Annotated in this window: 21 protein-coding genes and 1 tRNA gene; 8 read left to right on the top strand and 14 right to left on the bottom strand. The window is 41.5% G+C overall.

The window, feature by feature from the left end; translation table 11 throughout:
• Positions 1–25: 25 nt before the first annotated feature.
• The 3 genes from recJ to QM717_RS03025 all read left to right on the top strand — a co-directional run bounded on the left by recJ (position 26) and on the right by QM717_RS03025 (position 2782).
• A complete protein-coding gene (gene recJ / locus QM717_RS03035) occupies positions 26–1717 on the top strand; it encodes a single-stranded-DNA-specific exonuclease RecJ (protein WP_415034702.1) in 1692 nt (563 codons plus the stop codon).
• 1 nt (position 1718) lies between these two features.
• Positions 1719–2213 carry a TrmH family RNA methyltransferase gene (locus QM717_RS03030; RefSeq protein ID WP_415034700.1) on the top strand — a complete coding sequence of 165 codons (495 nt, stop codon included), beginning with the start codon at positions 1719–1721 and terminating at the stop codon, positions 2211–2213.
• A 212-nt stretch (positions 2214–2425) separates the two neighbouring features.
• A complete protein-coding gene (locus QM717_RS03025; protein WP_415034698.1) occupies positions 2426–2782 on the top strand; it encodes a hypothetical protein in 357 nt (118 codons plus the stop codon).
• A gap of 3 nt (positions 2783–2785) precedes the next feature.
• Here QM717_RS03025 and QM717_RS03020 read toward each other — a convergent pair whose 3' ends face one another.
• The 3 genes from QM717_RS03020 to QM717_RS03010 form a co-directional block, all read right to left on the bottom strand.
• Entirely contained in the window at positions 2786–3538 is a 753-nt protein-coding gene (locus tag QM717_RS03020; protein WP_415034696.1) for a UDP-2,3-diacylglucosamine diphosphatase, read from the bottom strand.
• A 3-nt stretch (positions 3539–3541) separates the two neighbouring features.
• Positions 3542–3994, bottom strand: a complete 453-nt coding sequence (locus QM717_RS03015) for a 6-pyruvoyl trahydropterin synthase family protein (RefSeq protein ID WP_415034694.1) — start codon at positions 3992–3994, stop codon at positions 3542–3544.
• An 81-nt stretch (positions 3995–4075) separates the two neighbouring features.
• Complete coding sequence (locus tag QM717_RS03010; protein WP_415034692.1) at positions 4076–4906, bottom strand: Omp28-related outer membrane protein; 831 nt, start codon at positions 4904–4906, stop codon at positions 4076–4078.
• A 97-nt stretch (positions 4907–5003) separates the two neighbouring features.
• Between QM717_RS03010 and QM717_RS03005 the strand changes: the two genes are divergently transcribed.
• The 3 genes from QM717_RS03005 (at position 5004) to QM717_RS02995 (ending at position 7292) form a co-directional block, all read left to right on the top strand.
• Complete coding sequence (locus QM717_RS03005; protein ID WP_415034690.1) at positions 5004–5480, top strand: TlpA family protein disulfide reductase; 477 nt, start codon at positions 5004–5006, stop codon at positions 5478–5480.
• Between the two features lie 29 nt (positions 5481–5509).
• Positions 5510–7189 carry a DUF6029 family protein gene (locus QM717_RS03000; protein ID WP_415034688.1) on the top strand — a complete coding sequence of 560 codons (1680 nt, stop codon included), beginning with the start codon at positions 5510–5512 and terminating at the stop codon, positions 7187–7189.
• A gap of 29 nt (positions 7190–7218) precedes the next feature.
• Positions 7219–7292: transfer RNA gene (locus QM717_RS02995), tRNA-Ala, on the top strand.
• A gap of 71 nt (positions 7293–7363) precedes the next feature.
• On the opposite strand, the gene QM717_RS02990 is transcribed toward QM717_RS02995, so the two are convergent.
• The 3 genes from QM717_RS02990 to QM717_RS02980 all read right to left on the bottom strand — a co-directional run bounded on the left by QM717_RS02990 (position 7364) and on the right by QM717_RS02980 (position 10463).
• A complete protein-coding gene (locus QM717_RS02990; protein WP_415034686.1) occupies positions 7364–7849 on the bottom strand; it encodes a JAB domain-containing protein in 486 nt (161 codons plus the stop codon).
• Position 7850: 1 nt separating this feature from the next.
• A complete protein-coding gene (locus QM717_RS02985; RefSeq protein ID WP_415034684.1) occupies positions 7851–8765 on the bottom strand; it encodes a hypothetical protein in 915 nt (304 codons plus the stop codon).
• 411 nt (positions 8766–9176) lie between these two features.
• Positions 9177–10463, bottom strand: coding sequence for a tyrosine-type recombinase/integrase (locus QM717_RS02980; RefSeq protein WP_415034682.1), 1287 nt, complete (start codon positions 10461–10463; stop codon positions 9177–9179).
• A gap of 353 nt (positions 10464–10816) precedes the next feature.
• Between QM717_RS02980 and QM717_RS02975 the strand changes: the two genes are divergently transcribed.
• On the top strand, positions 10817–12451 hold the full coding sequence (locus QM717_RS02975) for an HsdM family class I SAM-dependent methyltransferase (RefSeq protein ID WP_415034680.1): 1635 nt from the start codon (positions 10817–10819) through the stop codon (positions 12449–12451).
• Positions 12452–13116: 665 nt separating this feature from the next.
• Here the strand turns inward: QM717_RS02975 and QM717_RS02970 are convergent.
• Both QM717_RS02970 and QM717_RS02965 read right to left on the bottom strand, forming a co-directional pair.
• Positions 13117–14076, bottom strand: a complete 960-nt coding sequence (locus QM717_RS02970; RefSeq protein WP_415034678.1) for a hypothetical protein — start codon at positions 14074–14076, stop codon at positions 13117–13119.
• Between the two features lies 1 nt (position 14077).
• Complete coding sequence (locus tag QM717_RS02965; RefSeq protein ID WP_415034676.1) at positions 14078–16357, bottom strand: sensor histidine kinase; 2280 nt, start codon at positions 16355–16357, stop codon at positions 14078–14080.
• A gap of 334 nt (positions 16358–16691) precedes the next feature.
• Here QM717_RS02965 and QM717_RS02960 point away from each other — a divergent pair, with 334 nt between their 5' ends.
• A complete protein-coding gene (locus QM717_RS02960) occupies positions 16692–17057 on the top strand; it encodes a DUF6876 family protein (RefSeq protein ID WP_415034674.1) in 366 nt (121 codons plus the stop codon).
• Between the two features lie 63 nt (positions 17058–17120).
• Here QM717_RS02960 and QM717_RS02955 read toward each other — a convergent pair whose 3' ends face one another.
• From QM717_RS02955 to QM717_RS02930, 6 genes are all read right to left on the bottom strand, one after another.
• On the bottom strand, positions 17121–17831 hold the full coding sequence (locus tag QM717_RS02955; protein ID WP_415034672.1) for a hypothetical protein: 711 nt from the start codon (positions 17829–17831) through the stop codon (positions 17121–17123).
• The gene (locus tag QM717_RS02950) at positions 17815–18018 is read right to left on the bottom strand and encodes a hypothetical protein (protein WP_415034670.1); all 204 of its coding nucleotides are present in this window, start codon (positions 18016–18018) and stop codon (positions 17815–17817) included. Before QM717_RS02950 ends, QM717_RS02955 begins: the two co-directional genes overlap by 17 nt.
• A gap of 150 nt (positions 18019–18168) precedes the next feature.
• On the bottom strand, positions 18169–18822 hold the full coding sequence (locus QM717_RS02945; protein ID WP_415034668.1) for a hypothetical protein: 654 nt from the start codon (positions 18820–18822) through the stop codon (positions 18169–18171).
• A 1-nt stretch (position 18823) separates the two neighbouring features.
• A complete protein-coding gene (locus tag QM717_RS02940; protein ID WP_415034666.1) occupies positions 18824–20074 on the bottom strand; it encodes a glycoside hydrolase family 19 protein in 1251 nt (416 codons plus the stop codon).
• A 49-nt stretch (positions 20075–20123) separates the two neighbouring features.
• Positions 20124–23585 carry a hypothetical protein gene (locus QM717_RS02935; protein WP_415034664.1) on the bottom strand — a complete coding sequence of 1154 codons (3462 nt, stop codon included), beginning with the start codon at positions 23583–23585 and terminating at the stop codon, positions 20124–20126.
• A 325-nt stretch (positions 23586–23910) separates the two neighbouring features.
• On the bottom strand, positions 23911–24501 hold the full coding sequence (locus QM717_RS02930; RefSeq protein ID WP_415034662.1) for a hypothetical protein: 591 nt from the start codon (positions 24499–24501) through the stop codon (positions 23911–23913).
• Positions 24502–24504: the final 3 nt, after the last annotated feature.

The raw sequence follows: 24504 nt of genomic DNA, 5'->3' as shown, positions 1-24504 counted from the left end.
TATACACCATACAAAATTTTTATCTATGCGCTGGAACCTCAAACCCACTCCCGATCCGGGAACCGTTAAAAACCTTCAAGACGTTTTAAAAACCGATGCGATTACGGCGGCATTGCTCGTCCAACGCGGCATTGAAACCTATGAACAGGCGCGGCTGTTTTTCCGTCCGTCGCTCGACGATCTGCACGATCCGTACCTGATGAAAGACATGGACAAAGCCGTTGCCCGAATCGAAACGGCGATTGCCAACGAAGAAAATATCCTTGTTTTTGGCGATTATGATGTAGATGGCACGACGGCTGTTTCGCTCGTCTCGTCTTACCTCAAAACGCTTTCATCCAATATTGCGACTTATATTCCCGATCGATACGACGAAGGCTACGGCATTTCGTTCAAGGGCATCGATTATGCCGACGACAATGGCTGTTCGCTCATTATTGCACTCGATTGCGGCATCAAGTCGATGGACCATATCCATTATGCGAAGGAAAAAGGAATCGATTTTATCATTTGCGACCACCACCGCCCGGGCGATTCGTTACCCGATGCGGTTGCGGTGCTCGATCCCAAACGCGAAGATTGCGATTATCCGTACGACGAATTGTGCGGCTGCGGCATCGGGTTCAAACTGATACAGGCCATCGGTGCCAATCGCAACCAAACGACGCAGGATTTGACCGAATATTTGGATTTGGTCGCGACGGCGATAGCTGCCGATATCGTGCCGATGACGGGTGAAAATAGAATCCTGGCCAAATTCGGGCTCGAAGTCATCAATTCGAATCCAAGGCCAGGCATCAAGGCGCTGATCGGTCAGGTCAAAAAGCAAACACTCGACATTACCGATGTGGTCTTTATCGTCGCACCGCGCATCAACGCTGCCGGCAGGATCAAGCACGGCAACCATGCGGTCGAATTACTGACCGAATTCAATCTGGAACAAGCAGAGAAATTCGCGTCAGAAATTGAAAAATACAACGCCGACCGCAAGGAATTGGACAAACAGATTACCAAAGAGGCGCTGTTGCAAATCGAGGCAAACAACGAACGTGACCGTTTTACGACCGTCGTTTTCAATGAAAATTGGCACAAAGGCGTGATCGGGATTGTCGCGTCAAGATTGATCGAAACGTATTACCGCCCGACCTTGGTGTTTACCCAAAGCGGCGACAAATATGCGGCTTCGGCGCGTTCGGTCAAGGATTTTGACGTCTACAATGCGTTGCAGGCTTGTGCGGAACACCTCGAACAATTTGGCGGGCACATGTATGCGGCCGGGATGACTTTAAAGGCCGAGAAGTATTTGGATTTCAAGGAAGCGTTCGAAAAAGTCGTCCGCGAAACGATGCCCGAGCATTTGCGGACACCGGAGGTGTCGATCGATGCCGAAATCGACTTTGCCGAAATCACGCCCAAACTGATTCGGTTGTTAAAACAATTCGAGCCGTTCGGGCCGCAGAACATGACACCGGTTTTCATGACCAAAGGCGTCACCGATACCGGTTTTGCCAAAACACTCGGCGCAGACAATGAACATTTGCGGGCGTATGCCAAACAAGACGATTCGGGTGGAATTGGGGCAATCGGTTTTGGATTGGGCAAGAAACTCGATTTGGTAACCAACCAAAAACCGTTTGATGTGGCCTATTGCATCGATGAGAACGAGTGGAACGGAACCGTGACGACCCAGTTGCGGCTCAAAGATTTGCGCGCTTAAGATGGAACTGATCGCTGTTTTGGAAAACCCGAATTACATCATCAATATTGGCCATGTGATCCGCAATGTCAATGGTTTGGGTGTCGACAAATTGTATGTCGTGGATGGTTTGAAACGGCTCGAAGCCGATTTGGAAGCGCTTCGCAATAGAAAGTCACTGCTCAAGCATTCTTCGGGCGCGGTACAATTTACTGACATACGGCGTTTTGATACTTCGCAGGATTGTTTTGACAGTCTTCAAGCCGATGGCTTTGTGTCGGTGGCGACCTCGCCGCATCGGGTTGGGAAACAACATTTTGTATTGCACCAAAGTCGGTTAAACCAACCGAAACTAGCGATCTGGTTTGGTGAGGAAGCGAACGGGCTCAGCGATTTGGCGCTTGAACGTTGCGAATTCTGCGTGACCGTTCCGATGGCGGGCGGCGTGGAAAGTTTCAATCTGGCGACAACGACGGCCATTGTGTTGTATGAGGCGGTGAAGCAACGGCGGTTTTAAGATAAATTGTCGATCGTAAGTTGCGTGAGGGATTGAAGTGGAAATCCTTTTGTGAAGGATGAACAAAAGATTGCAACGGAAAGCCCGACGGCGCACAATAAAGCTGATTCGCAATGAAAATCCTGGTGCGCCGGCACGCCCCAAAACTTTAACAATCTCTTATTTAGAACTGATTTAAATAATTCACTACATTTGGATCAAATAGTAAGACTATGAAACAAATTGAGCAAATTTATGTGAACGATTTCGGGATGGCGTTTTTCTGGAAAGAGCAACAGACCGTAATTTCAGAGAAAGTACAGTTGGTTTTCAAAGAAACCGGTTTTTATTTTACGCTGGATGAATTGCACCGTTTCATGGTCCTGATCGAAGATTCTTGCCGAAGGAACCACGCCTGTGAAAGTTGCGCGATGAAGCACCAATGCCATAAATTTTTGCTCAAGACGCCGGTTTCACAGATCGACTTGGCGGTCTCGCACAAAGAGTTGAGCGGCATCAAGGATTTGGTGGAAGGCACGTTGTTCAAGATTGGCCTTTATGAGTATCTTTTTGGATTGGGCCGCAATTAAATTTCAAACTTCTTGAGTTCGAAAGGTTTCGCCGTCAAAAACCCCGTAGGTAAAATAGCCGATCCAGTCGCCGAGGTTGACGTATTGGGAATTTTCTCCGACTTTGATGACCATCGGCAGGTGACGGTGGCCAAAGACAAAGTAATTGTAGTGCTTGGTTTCGAGCTTGCGTTTGGCATATTGCACGAGCCATTCGTTTTCTTCTCCTAGAAATTTCACATCGGCATCGCCTGAAATGAGTTTGTTTTTGACCGAAAGGTGTTGGGCCAACTTGACACCGATATCGGGATGCAGCCAGCGGTAGAGCCATTTCGAAAACGGGTTGGTGAACACTTTCTTCATGCGTTTGTAGCCTTTGTCGCCCGGGCCTTTGCCGTCGCCATGGCCAATTAAAAACGTTTTTCCGTTAAAGGTGTATTCCTGGTTGTCGTGGTAGACGGGAATGTTGAGTTCCTTTTCGAAATAATCGCTCATCCACAAATCGTGGTTGCCCACGAAAAAGTAAATCGGGATGCCCGAATCGCGGATTTCGGCCAATTTACCCAAGACGCGCACGAAACCTCTTGGAACCACTGTTTTGTATTCAAACCAAAAATCGAACAAATCGCCCAGAAGAAAAATCGCATCGGCATCGGCTTTGACCTTGTCGAGCCAGGCCACGAATTTGAGTTCGCGCGGGAAACTCGCCTCGGCCGTCGGGGCGCCCAAATGCTGGTCGGACGCGAAGTAGATTTTTTTATTGTGGGTCAACTGCATAGATTATAGGTTGTCGCTGGCGTACCATTCGGCAAATGAAGTGTCGGTTTCCTGCAATTTGAGTGAATGCAAGGCGATGCTGTCGGGCAGGCGTTTCTTGATTTTATGGGCGAAATCGATGACCATGTTTTCACTTGTCGGCTGGTAATCGACGAGGATCACATGGTGGCCGCGCTCCTTGAGTTCGTTGGCGAGTTCGATGTGCGGCGTGGTTTCGTTGAACACGGTCGCGTGGTCGAAAATATCGACGATTTCTTCCTTGACGATTTTCTTGAGATCCGAAAAATCGATTACCATCCCGAATTTGACATCGTTGCGGTTCGTGATGGGCGTGCCAATCACGGTCACCGACAATTTGTAGCTGTGTCCGTGTACGTTCTTGCATTTGCCGTCGTAGCCGTAAAGCGCATGGCCGGTTTCGAAACTGAACTGTTTGGTAATCCTGATTTTGCTCATTGAAACAAATTTATGGCGCAAAGGTAAACAAAAAAAGACCGCCTGAAGGGCAGCCTTTTCGTAAAATACTATAATCTGTTATTATGGGTTCTCCTCGAATGCCTGATTTTCGTTTGGCTCTGCAGCCCTTGAATTGATGGCGTTGTTGTTGGCATCGGTTACGATGGCGATGAAGCTCATGTTTTCGGCATTGCTCACCTTGGCCGGAACCGGAACCGTAAAACTGGTCGTCACGGTCTGGTCGAAATTGGTGCCGTAAATCGGGTTGCCCAAAACATGCGTCAACGAAGCACGCAATACATGGTCGTGCTCGAAATTTTGGATTACGTGCACATTGTTGTAATAGGTGGTGTAATTGATTTGGCGATAGTACAGGTCATTTTCCAAAACATAAACGACCAATTTGAGGTTCGAGTAATTCTGGGCGCATTTGACTTTGACATCCAAATCGATCTGTCCATCGGCGACAGTAGAATTCATCGCAATACCAAGTCCGCAGTTGTTGCTGGTCAGGTTGACGGCGTCTTGTGTGTTCGTATCTGGATCAACCCAAGTGATGGTGCGGTTCAATCTGGCCTGTGGCAATTCGAGGTCGTGATCTGGGGAAATCAAATCCTTCAAAGGTTGGTAATCGGCGAAGTGGTACGGATCGTTTCCGTTGTGGATGGCAACAATGTTGACTCTTTCTGTAGCGGCTTCTACCTGTTCAATTCCAAAAGAAACGCGCGTACAGTTGCCGCACCAGGTTCCGGTGTAATCTTCAATCAAAACATGTTTCTGGAATTGGCCTGAAACCGGCGGGGCATCAACGGCATCATTGACCGGGATTTCAGAGTAGATGGCGTTGGTGTCGTTGCAGGAAACCGTTACCGCCAAGACTGAAAAAAGCCCCAAAAAAGGTAAAAATTTCATAGCGTGCGTATTTGTAGTTATAGCTTGCAAATAAAGCAAAAAAAATTTTATTTTCATCTATATAATTTATTTATTTGCACTTCACAACCCAACTATTATGAGAAAAATACACTTATTATTGCTATTTATTGGATTTAGTGCATTCGCCCAAAAAGAGCTGCCGAATCTGAACCTCACTTCACTCGAAGGCAAAACAGTTTCGCTTAAAAACGACTTCGTCGAAAAAGACAAAATCTATATCTTTTCGTTTTGGGCTACTTGGTGTACGCCTTGTATCGCCGAGCTGGACGAACTGAATGATCTCCAAGCGGAATGGAAAAAAGACGTCAATTTTGAAATCGTAGCCATCTCGACCGACGATTCGAGAACCCAAAAAAGGGTCAAGCCGCTCGTCAATGGCAAGGGTTGGGAATTCAACGTGGTGCTCGACAGCAACCAGGACTTTAAAAGAGCCTTGTCGATCGTCAACATTCCGTACACGATTGTCGTCAAAAACCAACAGATCGTGCACATCCAAAACGGTTATGTGCCAGGCAGCGAAAGCGAATTGCTCGCCAAGCTCAAAGCACTCTAAGAATCAAACAACACCAAAATATCTCCATCTTGAACAAACAAATCGCTTTCTGTTTCGGGGCATTGCTCTCGCTCTCGGCCTACGCGCAGGAAAATCAGGAAAATAAAAATAAGGTAACGGTTTCGGGCGGATTCGAGACCAACTCGCAATGGTACATGAACGATCCCGGACTCGATGTTACGCATCCCGAGCCGGCCATACGATCGAACAATTACCTTTTCGTGAACGCCAAATACAAAGGCTGGACCGCCGGAATCCAAGGCGAAGGCTACGAAGATGAAGCCTTGCTCAACTACAATCCAAAATACACCAAGACCGACGTGGCGACCTATTTTGTCCAATACAAAAATGAAATGGTCGATATTACCGCGGGTTATTTCTACGAACAGTTCGGCAGCGGTTTGCTGCTCCGGAGCTGGGAAGACCGCCAACTCGGGATCAACAACGCCTTGCGTGGCGGGCGCATCATTTTCACGCCGGTCAAATGGTTTACGATCAAAGGCGTTTACGGACGTCAAAGAACCGGTTTCGATGTAGCCAATTCAGACATTTACGGCGTGGACACCGAATTTGGCATTTCAGACATTTTCAAATTGCAGACCACCGAATTGTCATTGGGCTTGAGTTACGTAGCCCGTGACGAAGAAATGCCCGCAATTCCAGACCCGAATTTCGAAACCCGTACCGACGCTTTTGCCGGCCGCATCAACTTCGCGCACCAATCGTTTTATGCTTCGGCCGAATACAACTACAAATCGAAAGACGCCGTGGTCGAAAAGCAAGACCAGGTCAAGAACAATTTTGTCAAGCCCGGGAACGCTTTGCTCGTCAATGCGGGTTATTCCAAAAAAGGCTTTGGGATTGACGGAACCTTCCGCCGTCTGGAAAACATGAGCTTCTATTCGGAAAGACGCGCGAACAAGAACGCGTTCAACGACCGCATCATGAATTACATTCCGAGTTTGACCAAGCAGCAGCACTACAACCTGGCCAACATCTACGTCTACCAGGCACAGCCGGGTGTTAACCTTCCGGATTATACCGTGCTCAAGGCAGGGGAAATTGGCGGACAAATCGATTTGTTCTACAATTTCAAGAAAGGTACGGCGCTGGGCGGCAAGCACGGAACCAAGGTTGCGCTCAACTTCGCCGAATGGCACGCGCTTTCGGGCGATTACTATTTGCCGAACAAAGACTATGATGTCGATTTCTTCGGATTCGGCAAAAGATTCTTCACCGAATACAACCTCGAGATCACCAAAAAGTGGAACGAACAATGGCAAACCGGTTTCAGCTACATCAACCAGTACAACAACCTCAAACTCGTCCAGGAAACCTATGGCAAAGTCAACACGAATATCGTGGCCGCCGAAGGAACCTTCAAGTTTTTCAGCGGTAAACGCTCGGTGCGATTGGTATTGGAACACATGTGGGCCGATGCCGACAAAAAGAACTGGGCCGCAGGAACCGCCGAATTCAACCTCAATCAAAGGCTCTCGTTTTTCACCAACGACATGTGGAATTACGGCAACGACGATCCCGATGCACGCGACGTATACTACAATTTCGGAACCGCTTACCGCTGGAAATCGCTTCGCGCGGCGTTAAATTATGGCCGTCAGCGCGGTGGATTGGTCTGTGTAGGAGGCGTTTGCAGATTTGTTCCGGAAAGTTCTGGAATATCTTTGTCGGCGAACATCGCTTTTTAAAATTAATTTATATATTTGCGCAAGCAAACGGGGATGTAGCTCAGTTGGCTAGAGCGTTTGGCTGGCAGCCAAAAGGTCGTGGGTTCGAGCCCCATCTTCTCCACAAATACAAAGTAAAGCCTGTCGCGGAAAACGCGACAGGCTTTTTTCTTTGCTAAAACAATGCTGAAACATTTATAGCTTTAGATGGATGGCAGGCATTTCCCCTTGATCGGATAAAGATACATATCCGTCAGCAGTCAGAACAAGATGGTCAAGGATGTTTATGTCGAGCAGTTTTGCGGCTTCGGCAAACTTTCTGGTCAGACTTTTATCCGCATCACTGAATTTTTTCGCCCCCGATGGATGATTGTGCGCCAAGATAATACCGCTCGCTCTCGCTTTTAAAGCCGTCGCGAACAGGATTTTACTGTCAACCATACACTCGGAAACGCCGCCTGTTGCAATGAGCGAAACACCAAGACAGCTATTTTTACGATCAAGCAGCATTATTTTGAATTGCTCCTGCAATTCCATTTTGCCTTTATCCCAAGAACTATCCAGCAACTCGTAGGCATCCAAAGATGAACAGATTTGTCTCTGCTCGCTTTGAGGCATTTTGTTCCGATAGATAAGCTCGACTTCGGTAACCTTATTAAAGCCGTCTTTCAATTTTCCCATCTTATTCCTCGCCCTTCTTTTCTTGGTTAAATAAGTGCCACTCGTTAACGCCACGATGCGGCGCGTATTTTTTGTTCATCGGTTTTAAAACAAGCTTGTTTTGACGTAGGCAGAATTCGCGAAGTGATTGTGTTGCGCGACTTCCAGCGAGGTTGTTTCCCAACCAAGAATACAAGGTGTCGTAACCGTAGCTATTCACGTAGGGATAAATTTGTGGCAGACAGGCTATAGAGTTAAGAATTATTACGTCTCCTTGCAAGATTGCAAAATCGTCATAAGATAGGGCAGAAAGGAAATCGAAATACTTTTCAAATATGTGGATGTGCTTAACTGGGAAGCTTTTTGAGCGAACAAACGAAATATTCTTCGGGCTGATATGCCCCGACACAAAGTCGTTCCAAAACTCATAACCGTTTCCCGCGTTCGGCGCACCAATCGCACAAATAACACGGTTATTCGTCGCGTCCTTTACAAGTAACTCTTTGAGCTGTTGCTTCGCAAGCGTGAGATTTATTCCCTTGTTCTTCAAAGTCTGAATTAAAGACGGGTGTTCCAGATCATAAACCGATTTCAGGCTGTAGTTCGGCATCGTCTCAATTGGTTGCTCGCCGGAGAGATAAAGCACGGAGGCGGGCGACATCATCATATTGGTCAGCCACCGTAGAGCATCTACGACCGTGTGGCTTTCGTCGCAGCTTTCAAGATAAGTGCATACAAATTCGACTACCGAGCCACTAGCCCCTGTTGAGAGGTCTTGCCAAGTGTTGGCTCCTGTGTCGATCATCAAGCTTGCAGTTTTATCGATGCGAAAGGGCGAATGATACCAATGATGAGATTTTTTATCCTTGATCGGCTTGCAGCCGAGTTTTTGCAGGATTTCAGGCATGGGTATATCGTTGGCTTGTTGCAGGTTCATAACAACACCTTTCTTGGTTTCTACGATTTTGGATTTAGTTTTAAGGTTTTAGGTCGGCGTTCAGGAACTCATCCAGCACGGATTTGTAATAATAAACCCGACCTCTAATTTTGACTGGCTTTAGATCAAAATTTTTGGTGCAGTCCAGCACAGCAAGATAGCCCGGTGACATTCGTACATATCTTGCAGCTTCTTTTCGTGATAACAGTGGGTCTTCACGTGAGTTAAAATAGTTATTCGAAGTATCTGTATCAGTTTCAGCTTTGCTTGCGTTCAACATTCATCCCCCTTGACACTCTAAGTTGTGTCCATACTTTTACTATACCGCACGTTGAAAGATTTTTTTCAAAATTTTGAGTTTATTAATGACAAATAAAGGTTCCTAAAAGAAAGATTCTTTTTTGGAAAAATTTATCCGAGAAGTTGTGAAAATTTCAGTTGGGGGGCTTGCTTTTTTGCAGCTTGGTTAAATATCAATCCGATTTTCTTTCCCTTCGCAGCAAAGTAAATTGCTTTTGTCGCAGTGCCTACGGCTGCACGTACTGGCTCTAGGTCAAGTCGTGAATAAATCGCGGTAGCATGTGGTGTTTTATGCCCCAGCGATTTGCCTATAACTAATAAGCTTGCGCCGGTCTTTGCTTGCCAGCTTCCTAACGTTCTGCGAAGGTCATGCAGTCGTAAATCTTTCAGTTCTGCCCTTTCTAAAATCCGAAGCCATGCCTTACGTGGATCAGCAAGATAACCTTTCTTACCTTCGCCGGGAAAAACGTAACTAGAGGATGCGCTGTGCTGGATACGCTTTAAAGTTGCTATTGCTTCATCAGAAAGGACGACAACTTGCGGCAATCCGTTTTTCGTAAGCGGTATAGTCCATTCTTTCCGCTGGAAACTGATCTGTTCCCATGCCATCGCCTCGACGTTAGAGCGTCTTGCGCCCGTCAAAAGGCACATCAAAATAAAATCCTTCGCGACGATATTTTCTTCCATTTCTAAGGCTTTAAAAAAGCGCGGCAGTTCGTCCGCTTGCAAGAAACGTTCTCTACTGTATTCCTTAAACTTCTTTATCCTGGCTGCGGGATTTGCTTGGCATAATTCTACGCTCATGCCCCAATTAAAAATCGAATTGATGAGTGCCAAAATACGGTTAGCCGTGACACCCGTAGTTAGACGCGTATCACTTTTTATAACGCCCTGCTTTCTTTTAACTGCCTTTCTAAATCGCGGACTTTTAACAATGTTAGAGTGAAGAGTAATAATATCACTCTTCTTAATTTCGGAGAGGCGCACTTTTCCGATTGTATCTCGCAAATAAAAATTGTACCGCCCGACATCACCTTTCCAAGTGCGCTTTCTAACCTTTGCATGTTGCTCTAAAAACGCCTGAAAGAGATCGTCGAAAGTTATCTCGTTCTTTATCGCTCTCTTTGCAGCAGCCGGGCTATTTCCTTCTGCAATGGCATCATTTACTCTGGCTGCAAGCTTTCTCGCCGACTGAACGGAGATTGTAGGAAAACGGCCTAGCGTGATTCTCTCTTTTGTGCCGTTACTTATGCGGCGAAGGACACTGAAGGTCTTTACACCCGATGATGAAATTCTGCATTCTAAACCTGCGATTTGGCTATCCTGCAAAACTATTCTTCCCTTTTCAGGAAGCTTAATTTTAGTAAGTAGTGATGTGGACAGATTGTATTTTTTCAAAATCAACTCTCCATCTGGGGTACCGCCGGGGTACCATTTTTCGCTAAAGCAAGCTAAAACGGTATAATTACTATTTTACCCCAAAATGAAAAAAAACCCTTGTCACACAAGGGTTTTCTATACAATTATAACGATGTCTAAATACTTATAAAACAACCTTTAGCAATTTGAAAATCCGCGTGTCGTTGGTTCAAATCCGACTCCGGGCACCACTTTTCAATGACTTAGCAACTTTTCTCTGTACTCCTAAATTGTCTGGGTACCGCCGGGGTACCATTTTTCAATTCGCAAAAAAAATTTTTCATTTTGTTACCATAGCGCAAAAAACTTATCATACATGCTTCGGACAATATATGGCTTTCAGAACGTATCAAATATTCCTGTTCTGGATTTTAAATGATCTTTTTCATTATATTTACATCGCATTTTCTAAAATAATGACGATTTCTTCTAAGAAACAACTTGCGGCATATTATACGCCAATTGAAGTAACTAAAATACTAAGTAATTGGGCAATTAGAGAAGGTTCTGATAAAATATTAGAGCCCAGTTTCGGCGGCTGCAATTTTTTACTTTCAAGCATTGAAGCTCTTCAAAGTCGAGGTTGTAAAACACCGGCAAGTAATATTTTTGGATGCGATATCGATCCAAACGCTTTCAAGTTTCTTAAAGAGAAAAAAATCAATAAGAGAAATTTTGTTTTAGGTGATTTTTTAAGTGTCGAATTAAAGAAGAACTTCTTAGCCGATGTAGTCTTAGGCAACCCTCCATACGTGTCGATTCATAAAATGGATAAGGAATATAAAGAAGAATTATTCAAAAAATATCGGAAAAACGAATTTCGGATAGCTCACCGTTCTAGTCTTTGGGTCTATTTCATCGTTCATTCTCTTACTTATCTTAAACCCGGCGGCAGAATGGCATGGGTTGTTCCCGATGGTATAAGTTTTACTCATTACGGCGATACGTTTTTAAAACAATTAGAGAAAAAATTTTCTGAAGTAAGAATCATTAGAATTCAAGAGAGATACTTTACCGAAACAGGAACACATGAAAAAACCTCTTTATTACTATGTGATGGTTATTTAGAAGGCAATTGTAGTGTTAAAACTTATAACTATAACGATCTTGATCAAGCATTAAAGTCTGTCGCAAACTTCAATGACATCCCATCACCAACAAATTTAGTTGAGGAACAATACGAAGATGAAGGAAGCATCCAAATATATCCTCTAAAGCATTTTTTTACTATTCATATTGGAATTGTAATAGGTGATTCAAAACGCCTAATTTTAAACGAAGAAAAGGCTTTAAATTCTCCGTACTTCCCTAAATATTTATACCCGATAATTTCAAAAGGGAAACAATTGACTGGCCTCTCGATAAATCGGAAAAAGTTACGTCATTTAAATAGTCATAGTCCTATTTATTTGGTCGATGCGATTAAAATGGAAAATGAAGATGGTGAGATGTTTGAAAAATTTTTGCTAAGTATTCCAACTGACGTATTACTAAATCAAACATTTCAAAATAGAGCAAAATTGTTTGGATATGATGACTTTAAGCATCCCGACGCATTTCTAACTTATTATTCGCAAGGTGCTCCAAAAATTATTATCAATGAAAATAAGGAATTAAATTCAACAAATTCTGTTCATCGTTTATACTTAAATGCAGGTATAAAAAACTCCGATACTATACTGAAGCTGTTCGCGCTCCAAACATTTTGTGACTTTCTGGGAGATGAAGCTATGGCGATTTCTCGCCAGTACGGAAATCATATGTACAAATTTGAACTAAGCGATGCCAGTAACATACCGCTTTTGCTTCCAAAAAAAATTACTAAAAAATTCTCCGACAAAATTGCAAACCTTTATGACGACGTTTCCACAAAAATTCGAGACGAAGAGACTGAAGTAGGCAAAAAAATGGCACGAACATTTTTCCAAAAATTATGCTCAAGCGCCATAACAAAAGTCTCTGATTAATCTTTTATTGGTATAGTTAGAAGAAGTCATATGTTGATGTAAATTATTCAAATAATTCGCCGTCAACATTTGCTCGTTCCGAAGTATGTGTGATCTCCAGTGAATATCTTCGACAATTTTATTTGTATCCTCTGACCAAAATTCGCAAAAAATTGTATCAAGAAGAATTGCCAAATTTACTGGGTAGAAATTTAGTCGGGGTAGAGAGAGCCAACTATCCAGCCGCTCGTCGCTTAACCCGGAATTTTGTATATTAGGACTTAGCTTACCTCCATATTGACAATGGTATGAAGGCACGCGCTGTTCAGTTTTGATCGACGGAAGAGCATAGTCAAAATGAAATTTTCTAATCAATTTATCTTTATTCGCCTCTTTACCGACAACCGCTAGGAAGTACGAGCATTCCGAAAATTCATGTTGTACGTTTGCACCGATTATAACACGGTGTATATCGTTCTCGAACTCCATATCAAATGAAGAATGGAACTCAAATTCCTTGAAATTATCTTTACGATTGGCTGTAAAATAATGCAGATATGCTTGCCCTATAGATTCTGAGAGATCGCCATAATTCTTTAGGAGATTCCCTCTCGAATTTAAAAATGCCAAAGTAGCATATTCGTTTTTACAAAATTCGCTAAAACTAAGATGGTTATCACTTATTTTCATTCTGCTGGTCGCATTAATCTTAAATCTTCAAAAAATAGCAAACTAGGAAAGTCCGGATGTAAATCCGACTCTCGTATTTTAATTGGTACAGCAGCGGCGTTTGGGTCGGAATCCACAAAAGCAACTGTTTCAGGAAAACTTTCACCCGTCGCGTGACAAACACTGAAATCTTCCTGTGTTATATCCTTTAATCCACGTCCGCGCTCCCATGGCAGTCCTTGCAAATCAGAATTTTCGTAGAGTGCGATTAAGGCATCGCTCTTCCACCAGCGACGCTCATTTTCGTTTGAAAAGATCCCTGTGTATTCAGCGTCGGCAAATAAATGTTCAACTTTATGAAAGCTACTTTCTTTTATACCGATTAAAGTTGACAGCCATAGCTTGTCGTATAAAAAACCTGCTCTTGCCATTAACGTAAATCTCACCCAGCGAGAAATACTAACAGCTAGAGTTTTATCGAACCAGTTGTGAACCGGAAGTACGGAAACGAAATTTATTCTATCAATATCAGGAACATTTAGCAATTCCGCTAAATCTTCACCCTTTGTAGGTCTATTAGCCCTGACCTGCTTGAAGCCGTCCGCAATTGATAATATTTGTGGGTAGTGCTCTGATATTGCATCTATAGAAATAATATCTTCGTACAAAACCTTTTGCTGATGGTCAACTTCGGAAATATTTACGCCAGAAACACAAATGATCGGACACTCGGGCCAATTATCCCTAATCGATGCAGCAACTGACGAACCCTTTTTAAATACACCAGTTGCGACTTCGTGCAAATTGTGGTCAATCAATATCAGATCTGGTTCGGGATTCGACACAATTTCAGTTAAAATTTTTGAGATATCTTGGTCTTCGACATCAATGAAATTGACATCCCATCCTTGCGAGTTTTTTAAATTGTTAGCCGCTTCTCTGCGCTCTTTTTGATCGTCTATCCAAATTACATTCACCTTATAAAACTATTTTAAGTTCAGCCTTCCAATCTTTAGAAGGTTCTATAAATTTTACATCACCGCTATGCGCCATGACGATTTCTCTAATAATACCCAGACCCAGACCACTGCCATTTCCGACAATAACTCGATCTCCTGTATCCAATCGCTTTTCTAAATTATCATATAAATCATTGTCTGGATCAGAAACAAACGGAATGAACACTTCTTCAAATTTTTCTTTTGAAATTCCAATTCCAGTGTCGCGTACAAAGATCACATTTTTACCATCCTCTCGAATAGCCTCTATTTCAATTTTTCTATTCTTCCCTGCCGCTATTACTGATTTTATAGAATTCGAGATAACATTTAGCAGTATTGAATACACTTCTGCTTCCAAGATATCTTTGATTGCAATATTGTTTGGAACCTTCGAGTAATCAATTTTAATATTGTATTTAGCAGTGATAAGAGCAAATACATTTTCAACTCTCTCAATTTTGTTTTTAAGCGCAACCTGACCTGGTTTTGCCTTCTTTTGATTAGAGCCGACGAGAGATGTTAATTGTAATAAATCGTTTAATCGATCTTTTAAGCTGCCAAAATTTGATGTTATTTCAAGAACCTTTGTACGTTCTTTTTGATCAAGCTTAGCCGCTAATAGAGTTAGTGAATTTTTACTGGTTTCCAGCATCCCCATAAGAGACTTTACCTCGTGCGAAAAAATAAGAAGTAATGTAGAGGTTGATGCTATTAAGCGCAAGTGTAGGAGTTCTGCTTGATTATTGGCGTTATGTGTTTTAATTACATCCGTCGCTCGTAAAAGGTTTTCCTGCCTTTGCTGTCTTTCGTCATCTGGCAGACCTTTTGTCAGGTTTTTGACTTCTAATTCTAAGTAGTCTACTGCCGCTTCGATATATTTTACAGGCTCTAGCTTTTCTTCTAATATGTGCTCGAACCCCTTTAATGCGTTTTGCGACTGCTTACGAGCTTCTTCTCGGATACTAAAATCACGATAGATTGTTGACCAATCGATCGCCAACCTCACGAAGTCACGCAACTCTTCGATAGCCGGGGAATCAACAAACCCTTCACGGCTTAATTTCATTTCAAATCCAGTTGCGTTCTCACCAATCTCTACTGTCCCTAAGTAACTACGCATTGACAAAAGATTTAAAAGTGACCTGGTTGGATCGACCCCCCTGAGCGTTGATGCAAAAGCTGTTAGTTCAGTAATTTTAGATGAATGTTTACGTAATCCCCTGTCCTTATCAATATTCAGCCAATCATCATCACCGTATGGGAAAACACGAAAACTTCTATAACGGACTTGAACTCCACCCCATGTAGGCAGAATAGCTTGCATACTCGCCAATGATACAGTCGAAGTATTTCTCATTTGGCTGCGGTCACCCACCATAATTCCAATTTGCAAAGAAATGTCAGTGAGATGCGGAAATTTTACATTTGATATAAATGTTTTTGTTCCGATACCTAAAGCTTCGAGCTTGCATACGGCCTGATGCTTATCATTTATGTGTGCTGTCAAAGTTCCCCAACCTGCATTAATGAAATCTTCTCTAACATCACGAACGCCTCCCTCAAAGTCAGGAGCAATAATCTTTATTGTAAATCCAGGATCATCTAAAAATCCCTTTCTACGTGTGCCTCTATTTGCAGATAACACAGACAGTTGTCGTTTAAGCCAATTCCAACCACGGACGTTCCACTCTTGTGATATTATTGAGATAATCAAAGTGGTGCCAGTTGCGCCATTTTTAATAATTTCTCTCGTTCCCTCACATTCGATTTCAGTTACATCTGTTCCGGCTTTAAATTCTTTCCACGGAAATTTTACCGTGGTTCTTTCCACCTCATCTTGCACTCCGACAAGATTTCCATCTTTTGTACCACAGCTAATAAGTTCAAGATGAGCCCCCAGTCTTCTACAAGAAAAACGTCCTATACCTTTCGCTCCCGTTAAGGGACGACCGAACACTGTAGATGTATTTTTAACTTCTTTATTTGTCGTTGCTATTCGCATCCAAAAATTCTGGATGGCTTCATAATTCATGCCTTTACCATTGTCGATAACTTTTATTTGATCATTGCCGTTTTGGTCTGTGGTAAAAACAATGTCAACTTCAGTTGAATCAGCGTCATAACTATTTTTTACTAATTCAACTAACGCGATATGAACCGTCTCAACCAGTTTCTCACCTAGTTCTTCTAATAGAGCACTATCGACAGTAAAATGCAGAGTACTTAATTTTTCTTTTTCCTCGTTTTTATCAGGCATGGTTTTGAAAAATCATATTATGTTCGGCTAATATAAAATAATCGATTAAGAAAAAGTCGCTTTCTAAGAATATTTCTACTAATCACAATAAGAAAGTCAGAATTACCTTTATTTAGTAATCCAACCTTTTGTTGCTATAGATACTTTTTATATCTCCTCAATATTGCATCCAATCGATGAATCCTGGCGCAAGTTGAGCAAAGCCGTCCGGCAGTCAATCACGCTGCCCGCTCCATTCACTGTGCTCCCGTGTTGGTGGTGACTTTCGGCCTAACGCTTTTCTCCTTGATTGCCCCGTCTCCACGGTGGAGGCAATTAAAAAAGGAGTAATATCATGAAAACTAAAACACTTACAAAAGCAGACCTCGCACAATTCACAGGTACGGAAAACTGGTACAGGCATGGACTTAACCGCAATTGTCTTTATACCGACGGCGTTAGATACATCGCTGACAAAGGCGAAGCTTACTGGCTTATCGATGAGGTTGCCTTATCTCAAATGCTAGGGACAATTCGGTATCAAGAATTTCAGGTCTGGACATTGAAAGTTAACCTGGATGAAAGCAAAGGAGTATTGACCTGCGATGATGGAAACGACAAAATTCTCTTGTCTAAACCAATTCACTTTACAGACTTTCCAATGGAAGAAATTCGTCTTTATTTCGTCGGTAATGTCATTTTGCTACCAAGTGAATACTGATAAGAAAGCCCCGCTTTATGCGGGGCTTTTATTGCTAATTATATTTCGACTTTCGTAAAACTTTTAATAACATTTCGCGCCATTGAAATCAAACATCATATCCTTTGATATTTGAATTGTTTTACCAGGATGGTTGTAACTACTGTTAACCGTATCTACGCAGAATCCTATTTTGTCGTTACTCACATCGTTGACTACTGTGCTTATTCGTTCTCTTGAAACAAGAATCCAATTTTCATTCTTTGCAGTAAAAATCAGCGAGTATATTTTAAAGCCTTCGCCGTCATCTGGTTGCTTAAAATTGATTTTTAAACAATTTACAAAACTACCCTTGTAATCTCTGGAGGCTTCCTCAAGATCGATATGGCCTTCCCGAAAGGAAAACCCATCATCATTCAAATTAATAGGATTTTCCCATTTCCAAATAGGGATATTTTTTTTGTCTTTTCTTGCAATACTGATAGTAGTCACCTTCCTAAAATTCACACCTGCATTCTTATTGATGCTTTTTGCAAACACAATTGCTTTTGGAATGTTTTCAGTAGCTCCAAAATTACTATCATTAACCATGATAGTGTTCACCACTAGAAGATCATTTAATCCTTTTTCGTCAAAAAAATAATCCTTTTTGGCATCATCGACCACAGTAAGCTTATAAGCTATGCTATCCGCTCTGGGATTAACAATTGATGGTGTTGTGCTGAATGTAGTTTTGCAACAAGAATTTAATGTAAGCAAAAACAAAATTGGGATTGTCTTAATCGCAGTCCTCATAATTAAATATTTCTTTTAAATATTCGTAATAGTTCTTTCTTTCAACCAAGCCGTTAACTCCACTAGCGGAAAAAGGCTTCTTGGTCAGTAGGTTTGGATAGTTTACTGCCGCCGAGACTTTTTCGACATTATCTTCATCTGCATATTGATTGATGTTTTCCTTGTCCCAATAGTTGAAGTCACTCATGATCTGTAAGAAAGCCGCACAGTAGGGAGCGGCTTTCTTACAGAAGTTTCTGGGGCTGAAAGTTACTTTATTGAGTAAACGCGAAATTTATCCAACGATTTATCTTTACTATTTGCTGAGTAGTTTTAGAATCCTCACTTTTGCTTTCAATTATTTAATAATTTGATAAATATAATCTGGGAAGTTTTTTCTGAATTCATCTAAAACTCCAGCACGATAATTATTTGTGTTAATTTGATTGAATTCAGGCAATTTTAGCGATTCAATGGGGTATTCATCACCAATTGTTGTTTGCCTAATAATAATTTTATATTCATTTAAAATATATTGATTTTTATCAATCTCAAAGCGGAAAGTAAAATACTCATCTACCGCTTCGCCCTTTGTTTTAGTGCAAGAAGTTTCCATTATTGTTATATCGTAATCGTGTAAAACAATTTTCTTAAAGGCGTCCGATGGATCACAAGCCATAGATGAATTTTCAGGATAAATTAAATCTTTATTTTGAGTTATAATTTTAAGTGATCCTTTACCTACTACATTACAAACGACAAATAAACGGTGTTTCGAGTAGTCTTTATCTGAGATATTTTTCTCAAAAACATAAATTTTATTTTTCATCTTTTTATAACAATGCTTTTTGTTATAAATGACTTTGTATCCCTGACTTTCATACTTACTTAAAAATTGACTTTCGGAAATAATTGAATCTGTTCCTATACGGATACCTTTATAATCTTTTGAATGAATAATTTGACTAATCAAACAAATAAATAATGCTACAAACAATTTTATTGACTTCATATTACTTTAATTCACATTTTTCAACATTAAAAACTTTCTTTGTTATTTGAGTATAATTGTCCAATCTTCGCTTTTTATTTGAAGCATCTTCCCCACTATTTATTAGGTTGGTTACTTTCCCGACAACACTATCTGCTTTATCCTTTTTAATTTTATCATTGATGTTTTTCGCTTTCCAAAACGCCATAGCAGAAAGAACAGCTAATCTAACATCAGAAATTATTTCATCAGGATCTGTAAGTATGTCTAAATCTTCGTCAAATTTCTTAAGTTCTGCATCAACCATTTCGTAATTTGTCCTTCCCGTAAGTTGTAACATTCCCTTACCTCTAAACTTGTTTCCGTCGCCAGTTTCCGGGGCGCCATTTCCCAAACGGTTAGCATATACATGATTTGCAAGCATCTCAGAATTTGCAGATTGAATCCCACGGTCATTGTATTTGTTTAAGTCTTTCCTTCCATAAAGTTCAGCAATTTCAGGATGCCTTTGGGTATACGATAAATCAATGTAGGCTGTTTTACCCTTCGTATAGTAACCGCCTTTGTTAGTTCCTACATCTCCCTTAACCCAATCTTTCGTTTTTCCTTTAGCTATCCAAGAACCATTTATTAGACCATCCGCAGGATAATTAAGGCTTTCTGGTCTTTTAATATTTATATTGGATCCGACTTCTTTTAGTACTTGAGCAAAAAAATGAGCTTTTCGTAAACAATTATCAATTTTGAAATAGTCAACTCCCTCATTAAAAGCATCTAAGACCTCTTCCTTAGTCTCTTCAGTTGCTGTCGTGAAAATTAAACTGAGTTCATCCATAGTTATTGCATTATCAGAACTTCGAGCCGACGATTGCTTTTCGTCCTTTATCTTTACAACAACAGACTTTTTGCCAATCAACTTTTCTACTTCAAATAGCTGAACAATAATTTCGTAATCTTTTTCCTCAGAAGGAATATCTAACTCTATAATAACTTCAGAGTAGTAGATATTCAATTCTTGAATTGTTGCGTTCGAATTCTGATAAATTAAATAAGATTTATCTTTGCTCGTTACTTTAATTGATTGCTTACTATTAATTTGTGCAGTTAGAGTGATCTTTACTTCAACAGTTGCCACACGATTTTCTAACGATTTAATTTTGCTAGAAACATTAAGAATTGATAATTCCTCAACTTTATCTTTTGCAATTGTGTCGTAAAATTCATCGAACGGAAAACCAAGATTACGCCACTTTTCTAATTGTTCTTTCGTCATAATAAAAATATAAAGGAGCCGCCATAAAATGGCAGCTCCAAATTAAAAATTAATTCTTATTCTCGCGCTCAAGAATATTGTCATTCTTGTCGAACTGATGATCGACTTCATCATCGCAATCATCGCTGCAAGGCAAGCCTTCCACATTCAACGCCACACCGCTTTTCTGCAATGCAATAAGGTTCGTTGGCAAAACCGTAGTCCAAGTTTCTTCGATTTCGTACTCCTGTTCCTTAAGTTCATCGACAATCGATAAGTACAACGGATCACCTAACACTGGCATTTGTCCTCCATTCCAAATTTGACCGAAAGCCATGTAATGTAACACCGCATCTTCAAATCCTGGCTTCACTGATACAACTACGCGCGCCATACCAGCCTGCATAAAGTTTCTAAAAACGGCATCATTGCTATCGAATTGATAAAGTTTTACCCAATCAGTGTCCGAAGCCCAATAGTAAGGGTAGAAGTTATAGGAAATGAGATTCCATTCGAACGCTTGCTCCATGAATTTCGCCAAGCTGCTGTAATCATCCATCTTTTGATCAAGGTTGACTTGCAGGTTTGTAAAAGATTGCGCAGGAATTGTTTTGTACATTTCCTGTCCAAAACGCTGCGGGCTGTTCAGGCTGTTATCGATAAGGTAAGAAATGCAATTTTTTCTCAAAACCATTTGCTCGATTTCACGGTAAAATAGAGGATTTGAATCTAAAATTTGTACACCGCTTGCTTTTTTCTCCTGATCCTTTTCATTGAAAATTCGCAACTGCTCTTCATATCCTTTGATGATTGCCTCAAAAGTATCTTTTTTCCATTGCTGAACGCCTTGCTGAGACAGTTCACACTCAATCGTGATTTGAAGGTTAAAGGCAAGGAAATTAGTCATGGTAACGGACACGGGAACCTCTTTAACATATTCCGCAATGTCATCATCTCGATCGCTACTGCCGCCATCCCACTCCGTGAATTGCCATGTTATTCCTCCCACGGTGAGCCAAATGGATTTGCCCCAGCCTGTCTCCCCGCCTGGAGGCGCACCTGTAAAGTTGACCATTGCGCGTTTAGAAGTATAGCGCTCATCTGGAATCTTTATGGTGGAACTTTTAGCCATTGCCGTATTTACGGCTCCAATGGCATGATCGATTGAGGAACCGACATAAATTTTGTCCGCGGGATATAATTCGACTTGCGCATTATATTCCGCTGCCAGGTGCTGGTAGTTTGCAGGCGTTATCGCGCTAAAGTCAGCATACCCGTTTTTCCTTGGGTCAAGAGGCTCAATGATATTGTTTTTGTCCTCGCCAACCAGCGTCATTCCCATCCTGTGCAATTTGCTCGGCTGGGGAACCATAAACTCATACATCAACCTTTTGCCGTAGTTGTAAATCTGGTTCCTGTATATTGCGTTGATGAAGCGGTAAACGCCGGAAACATGCTTGTCGTTTCCACGGTTATCAAAGATATGGCTGTTAATGTCCTTAAAGCTTTCGGTGATTTTTACGGTCTTTTCCTTTTTAATCCTCGACACAATCCGCTCTGTTGCTCTTTGTGTTATTTCCTGCGCTTGCATTAACGCTTGGCGATTGGATTGCTCTCTCGTGGTATTGCTGGCAAAGCTCGCGCCTGTATCAAGTGAGGTATTCGTATAATTGGCCTGGACATTGACATGCCCCTCGGCTTGCTGCTGCTGCTGCATGATTTTGGCGATTTCCGTCTGCATTTCGAATCGCTGTGTCGATACAACGTCAGACAAAGACTCTGTCTCGGTTTCCTCTGATTCAAATTCCGTTGTCTCGCGAATGTAATTTTTTTCAGTCGTCTTTTCCTTAAATTCGCTAGCCATGATGTTTTCGATGTGGGCAACTTCTCCCGCATCATAACAGCAGACCTCAGAAACAACTTTTCGATAGTCTGCAATTCCAAGCTGGCGATAGCCAAATCCTTTTGGGACAAAATTGCCAGCAGGGTCTTTTACAGGCGCAGCATCCTTATCGACAAGTTTGCCCAACTCGCAAGCAACCCCGACTTTGAATCCAAGGACATTGAATGTCCTTACCATTCCGTTAGCGAATGTTATTGTGCCAGACAATGATTTTATATTGCTGTTTGCCGAGATCGGGATTGCATTTGCAACGCCGAACATTTTGGAAAGCGTAATCGTGTTATTACTTATGGTTTGGTTGTAAGATGTGCCCGGCAGGGGAGTGGTGCTGTCAACATAAGTTAGTAAATAACTAAAGGCAACGACGCTATATGAGCTGTCTGGCATGGGGATGGTCACATATGGGTTGTAGTTGCCATTCTCGCCATTCTTGATCGAGCACAGGTTAAAGGCCATGCTTGGCCCCCTATTCTCGACAAGAGGAAAAGACACGTCACCAATCGATACAACTTGTCTGGAGAACTTGGTATTCTTAAAAACAAACTTCGTGTTTTCTGAAACTGCCTCATTCAATATGTCTTTTGCTTTCTGGAAAGTTGTTACAGGAACGTCTTTATTTAATTCATTGAGCAAATTCTTTAAGGATGAATCCACATTTTTATCAAAAAAGAGCTTTTCGTCATCCTCGGTGTATTTGAAGTCAAAATCAGGCAAGGTTGGGTAATCAATCGCAGGCTGATTGCAGAAGTCGTCCCTGTCATATCCGGGTTTCGGCGCTGTTGCGCATAGCAACCTTTTTGCATCCAAATAGTCTTTATTGTATGGAACAAGGAGCGATTTAACCTTTGCCCTATGGGTTGCCTTTGCTTCTTTATATTTTGCTGATTTATCTTTAGCAAGCAGCCCCTCTACGGTTTTTATTTTTTCAAGTGTTTGCGTGTAAAGCTCAACGTTGTGTTGCGACAGGAAAACATCATTCGCTTTTTGAAAATTATATGCTGCTAGTACCGTTCCTTCTTCTTCGTCACCGGGACTGCTTTTAGAAGCGATATTTGCATTGATTTCTTGATCGAATAAAATATTTGGCAAAACGACGCGCGCTTTGGCTAGTACAGGTATCAAGGCGATCGCCTCATCTTCGGTCTTTCCTGCAATGCCTCTCAAAAGATTTTGGAACACCAATACTTCAAGGATTGCGTCTTTAATGTAGAAGTCCTTTTGCGTGATAACCTGATAAAATAAATTGTCCCAAACATTGACAAGGTTTTCGTCCGTAACGGGCGTGTAGCCGCTTATTCTAGTGTAGAACTCCGGCACATCGAGCGACATCTTATTTTTCGCCAGGAAAATTGCATCCTCGTAATAATGGTCTGGAACAAGATTTTCAATTTCTGAAACCGACTGATAGGCTGTGAAAGTTTGAGAAGCAATTTTCATGGCCTGCCAATTGCTTTGATCAGATGGTTTGCTCGCGACAGCGTTGAAATAAGCACTGGTTACTTCCGATGGTTCGGTGACGAGATAAGGGTGAAAAACAAACCTCTGGGCTTGATTGTTTTTCTCAACTAATTCCGGGCTTCTTAGGCTGGTAAATCTAAAAAGAGTGTTTTGGTCTTTTGGACTACTCATAGTAAATATAGTTTTTAAATGTTAATTCAAATTTTTCGACTGGCGATATAAAAAGAACAAAAACATTCAGACAACCGTTACAGATTTTCTGTATTTAATGTTAAAGTTCTCCCTGCTGAAATTGTTCAGGTAATCCGTCCCAATTCCAGTCTTTTTTGGCATTTAAAAACGTTGCTTTAGAATACTCTAATGCAAATAAGAAAAGCTGAAGTGGTATTTGCTTTTATTATTTCACGTCCAAATATAACGAAGAAAGTTTTATAAAATTTTACTGACAACAATAATAAATTGTCTCCAAAAAGTAATTTCTATTTGAAGCAAGAATTTAGGCATTTTGAGATAGAATTTCTTGCAGCCGCTTTTTCATTTCCAACGGCAACGTCATCCCTTTTTGCTTACTGGATCGGTTTCTACGCCAAACAAAAATGATGAAAATTAGAGCGGTAATACTTGTCAACGCGCCAATGTCCTCGCTCTTCGTCACGGTATACGCAATTGTCGGAAACGCAATGGCAATAATTATTGCAAACAATAATCGTCCCTTTCGATCAGTTTCATTTTCAATCCTGAAATATTTTTGAAGGTAGCCACAATACACGCGGTCGAGTGTTTTGTTGTAAATCATGGCATATCCGCTATGCTGCGACGATTGCGTATTTATTGCGATAAGCGTATTGCCCGACATAGCTGAAAGATTCCAATCAGCCAAATCGATAGCAAATGCCTTACCCTCTTCATCCTCAAGGTAAATCTTTTGGTGATGAATAGTCCGCGACCTTTCAAAGCTGCTTTGAAAGGTTCCATTAACGACATGCACGCCATTATGACCAGATACCGTATTTTCGGAACGGCTTTCGATGTTCAACACTGTTCCTTTTTCAATTTTGTAATGAATCGTTTCCGATCCGATTTTCATGCT

This window comes from Flavobacterium sp. (assembly GCF_047602195.1).
In the GTDB taxonomy this organism is placed as follows: Bacteria; Bacteroidota; Bacteroidia; order Flavobacteriales; family Flavobacteriaceae; genus Flavobacterium.
This window is presented reverse-complemented; position numbering and strand designations above follow the sequence as displayed.

Excerpts from the sequence above, each read along its gene's own strand:
- QM717_RS03030 (WP_415034700.1), top strand. The coding sequence starts at position 1,719 with ATGGAACTGATCGCTGTTTTGGAAAACCCGAATTACATCATCAATATT.
- QM717_RS02965 (WP_415034676.1), bottom strand. The coding sequence starts at position 16,357 with ATGCCTGATAAAAACGAGGAAAAAGAAAAATTAAGTACTCTGCATTTT.
- recJ (WP_415034702.1), top strand. The coding sequence starts at position 26 with ATGCGCTGGAACCTCAAACCCACTCCCGATCCGGGAACCGTTAAAAAC.
- QM717_RS02950 (WP_415034670.1), bottom strand. The coding sequence starts at position 18,018 with ATGAGTGACTTCAACTATTGGGACAAGGAAAACATCAATCAATATGCA.
- QM717_RS03005 (WP_415034690.1), top strand. The coding sequence starts at position 5,004 with ATGAGAAAAATACACTTATTATTGCTATTTATTGGATTTAGTGCATTC.
- QM717_RS02945 (WP_415034668.1), bottom strand. The coding sequence starts at position 18,822 with ATGAAGTCAATAAAATTGTTTGTAGCATTATTTATTTGTTTGATTAGT.
- QM717_RS02985 (WP_415034684.1), bottom strand. The coding sequence starts at position 8,765 with ATGAACCTGCAACAAGCCAACGATATACCCATGCCTGAAATCCTGCAA.
- QM717_RS02955 (WP_415034672.1), bottom strand. The coding sequence starts at position 17,831 with ATGAGGACTGCGATTAAGACAATCCCAATTTTGTTTTTGCTTACATTA.
- QM717_RS02940 (WP_415034666.1), bottom strand. The coding sequence starts at position 20,074 with ATGACGAAAGAACAATTAGAAAAGTGGCGTAATCTTGGTTTTCCGTTC.
- QM717_RS02930 (WP_415034662.1), bottom strand. The coding sequence starts at position 24,501 with ATGAAAATCGGATCGGAAACGATTCATTACAAAATTGAAAAAGGAACA.
- QM717_RS03020 (WP_415034696.1), bottom strand. The coding sequence starts at position 3,538 with ATGCAGTTGACCCACAATAAAAAAATCTACTTCGCGTCCGACCAGCAT.
- QM717_RS02960 (WP_415034674.1), top strand. The coding sequence starts at position 16,692 with ATGAAAACTAAAACACTTACAAAAGCAGACCTCGCACAATTCACAGGT.
- QM717_RS03025 (WP_415034698.1), top strand. The coding sequence starts at position 2,426 with ATGAAACAAATTGAGCAAATTTATGTGAACGATTTCGGGATGGCGTTT.
- QM717_RS02990 (WP_415034686.1), bottom strand. The coding sequence starts at position 7,849 with ATGGGAAAATTGAAAGACGGCTTTAATAAGGTTACCGAAGTCGAGCTT.
- QM717_RS02975 (WP_415034680.1), top strand. The coding sequence starts at position 10,817 with ATGGCTTTCAGAACGTATCAAATATTCCTGTTCTGGATTTTAAATGAT.
- QM717_RS02935 (WP_415034664.1), bottom strand. The coding sequence starts at position 23,585 with ATGAGTAGTCCAAAAGACCAAAACACTCTTTTTAGATTTACCAGCCTA.
- QM717_RS03015 (WP_415034694.1), bottom strand. The coding sequence starts at position 3,994 with ATGAGCAAAATCAGGATTACCAAACAGTTCAGTTTCGAAACCGGCCAT.
- QM717_RS03010 (WP_415034692.1), bottom strand. The coding sequence starts at position 4,906 with ATGAAATTTTTACCTTTTTTGGGGCTTTTTTCAGTCTTGGCGGTAACG.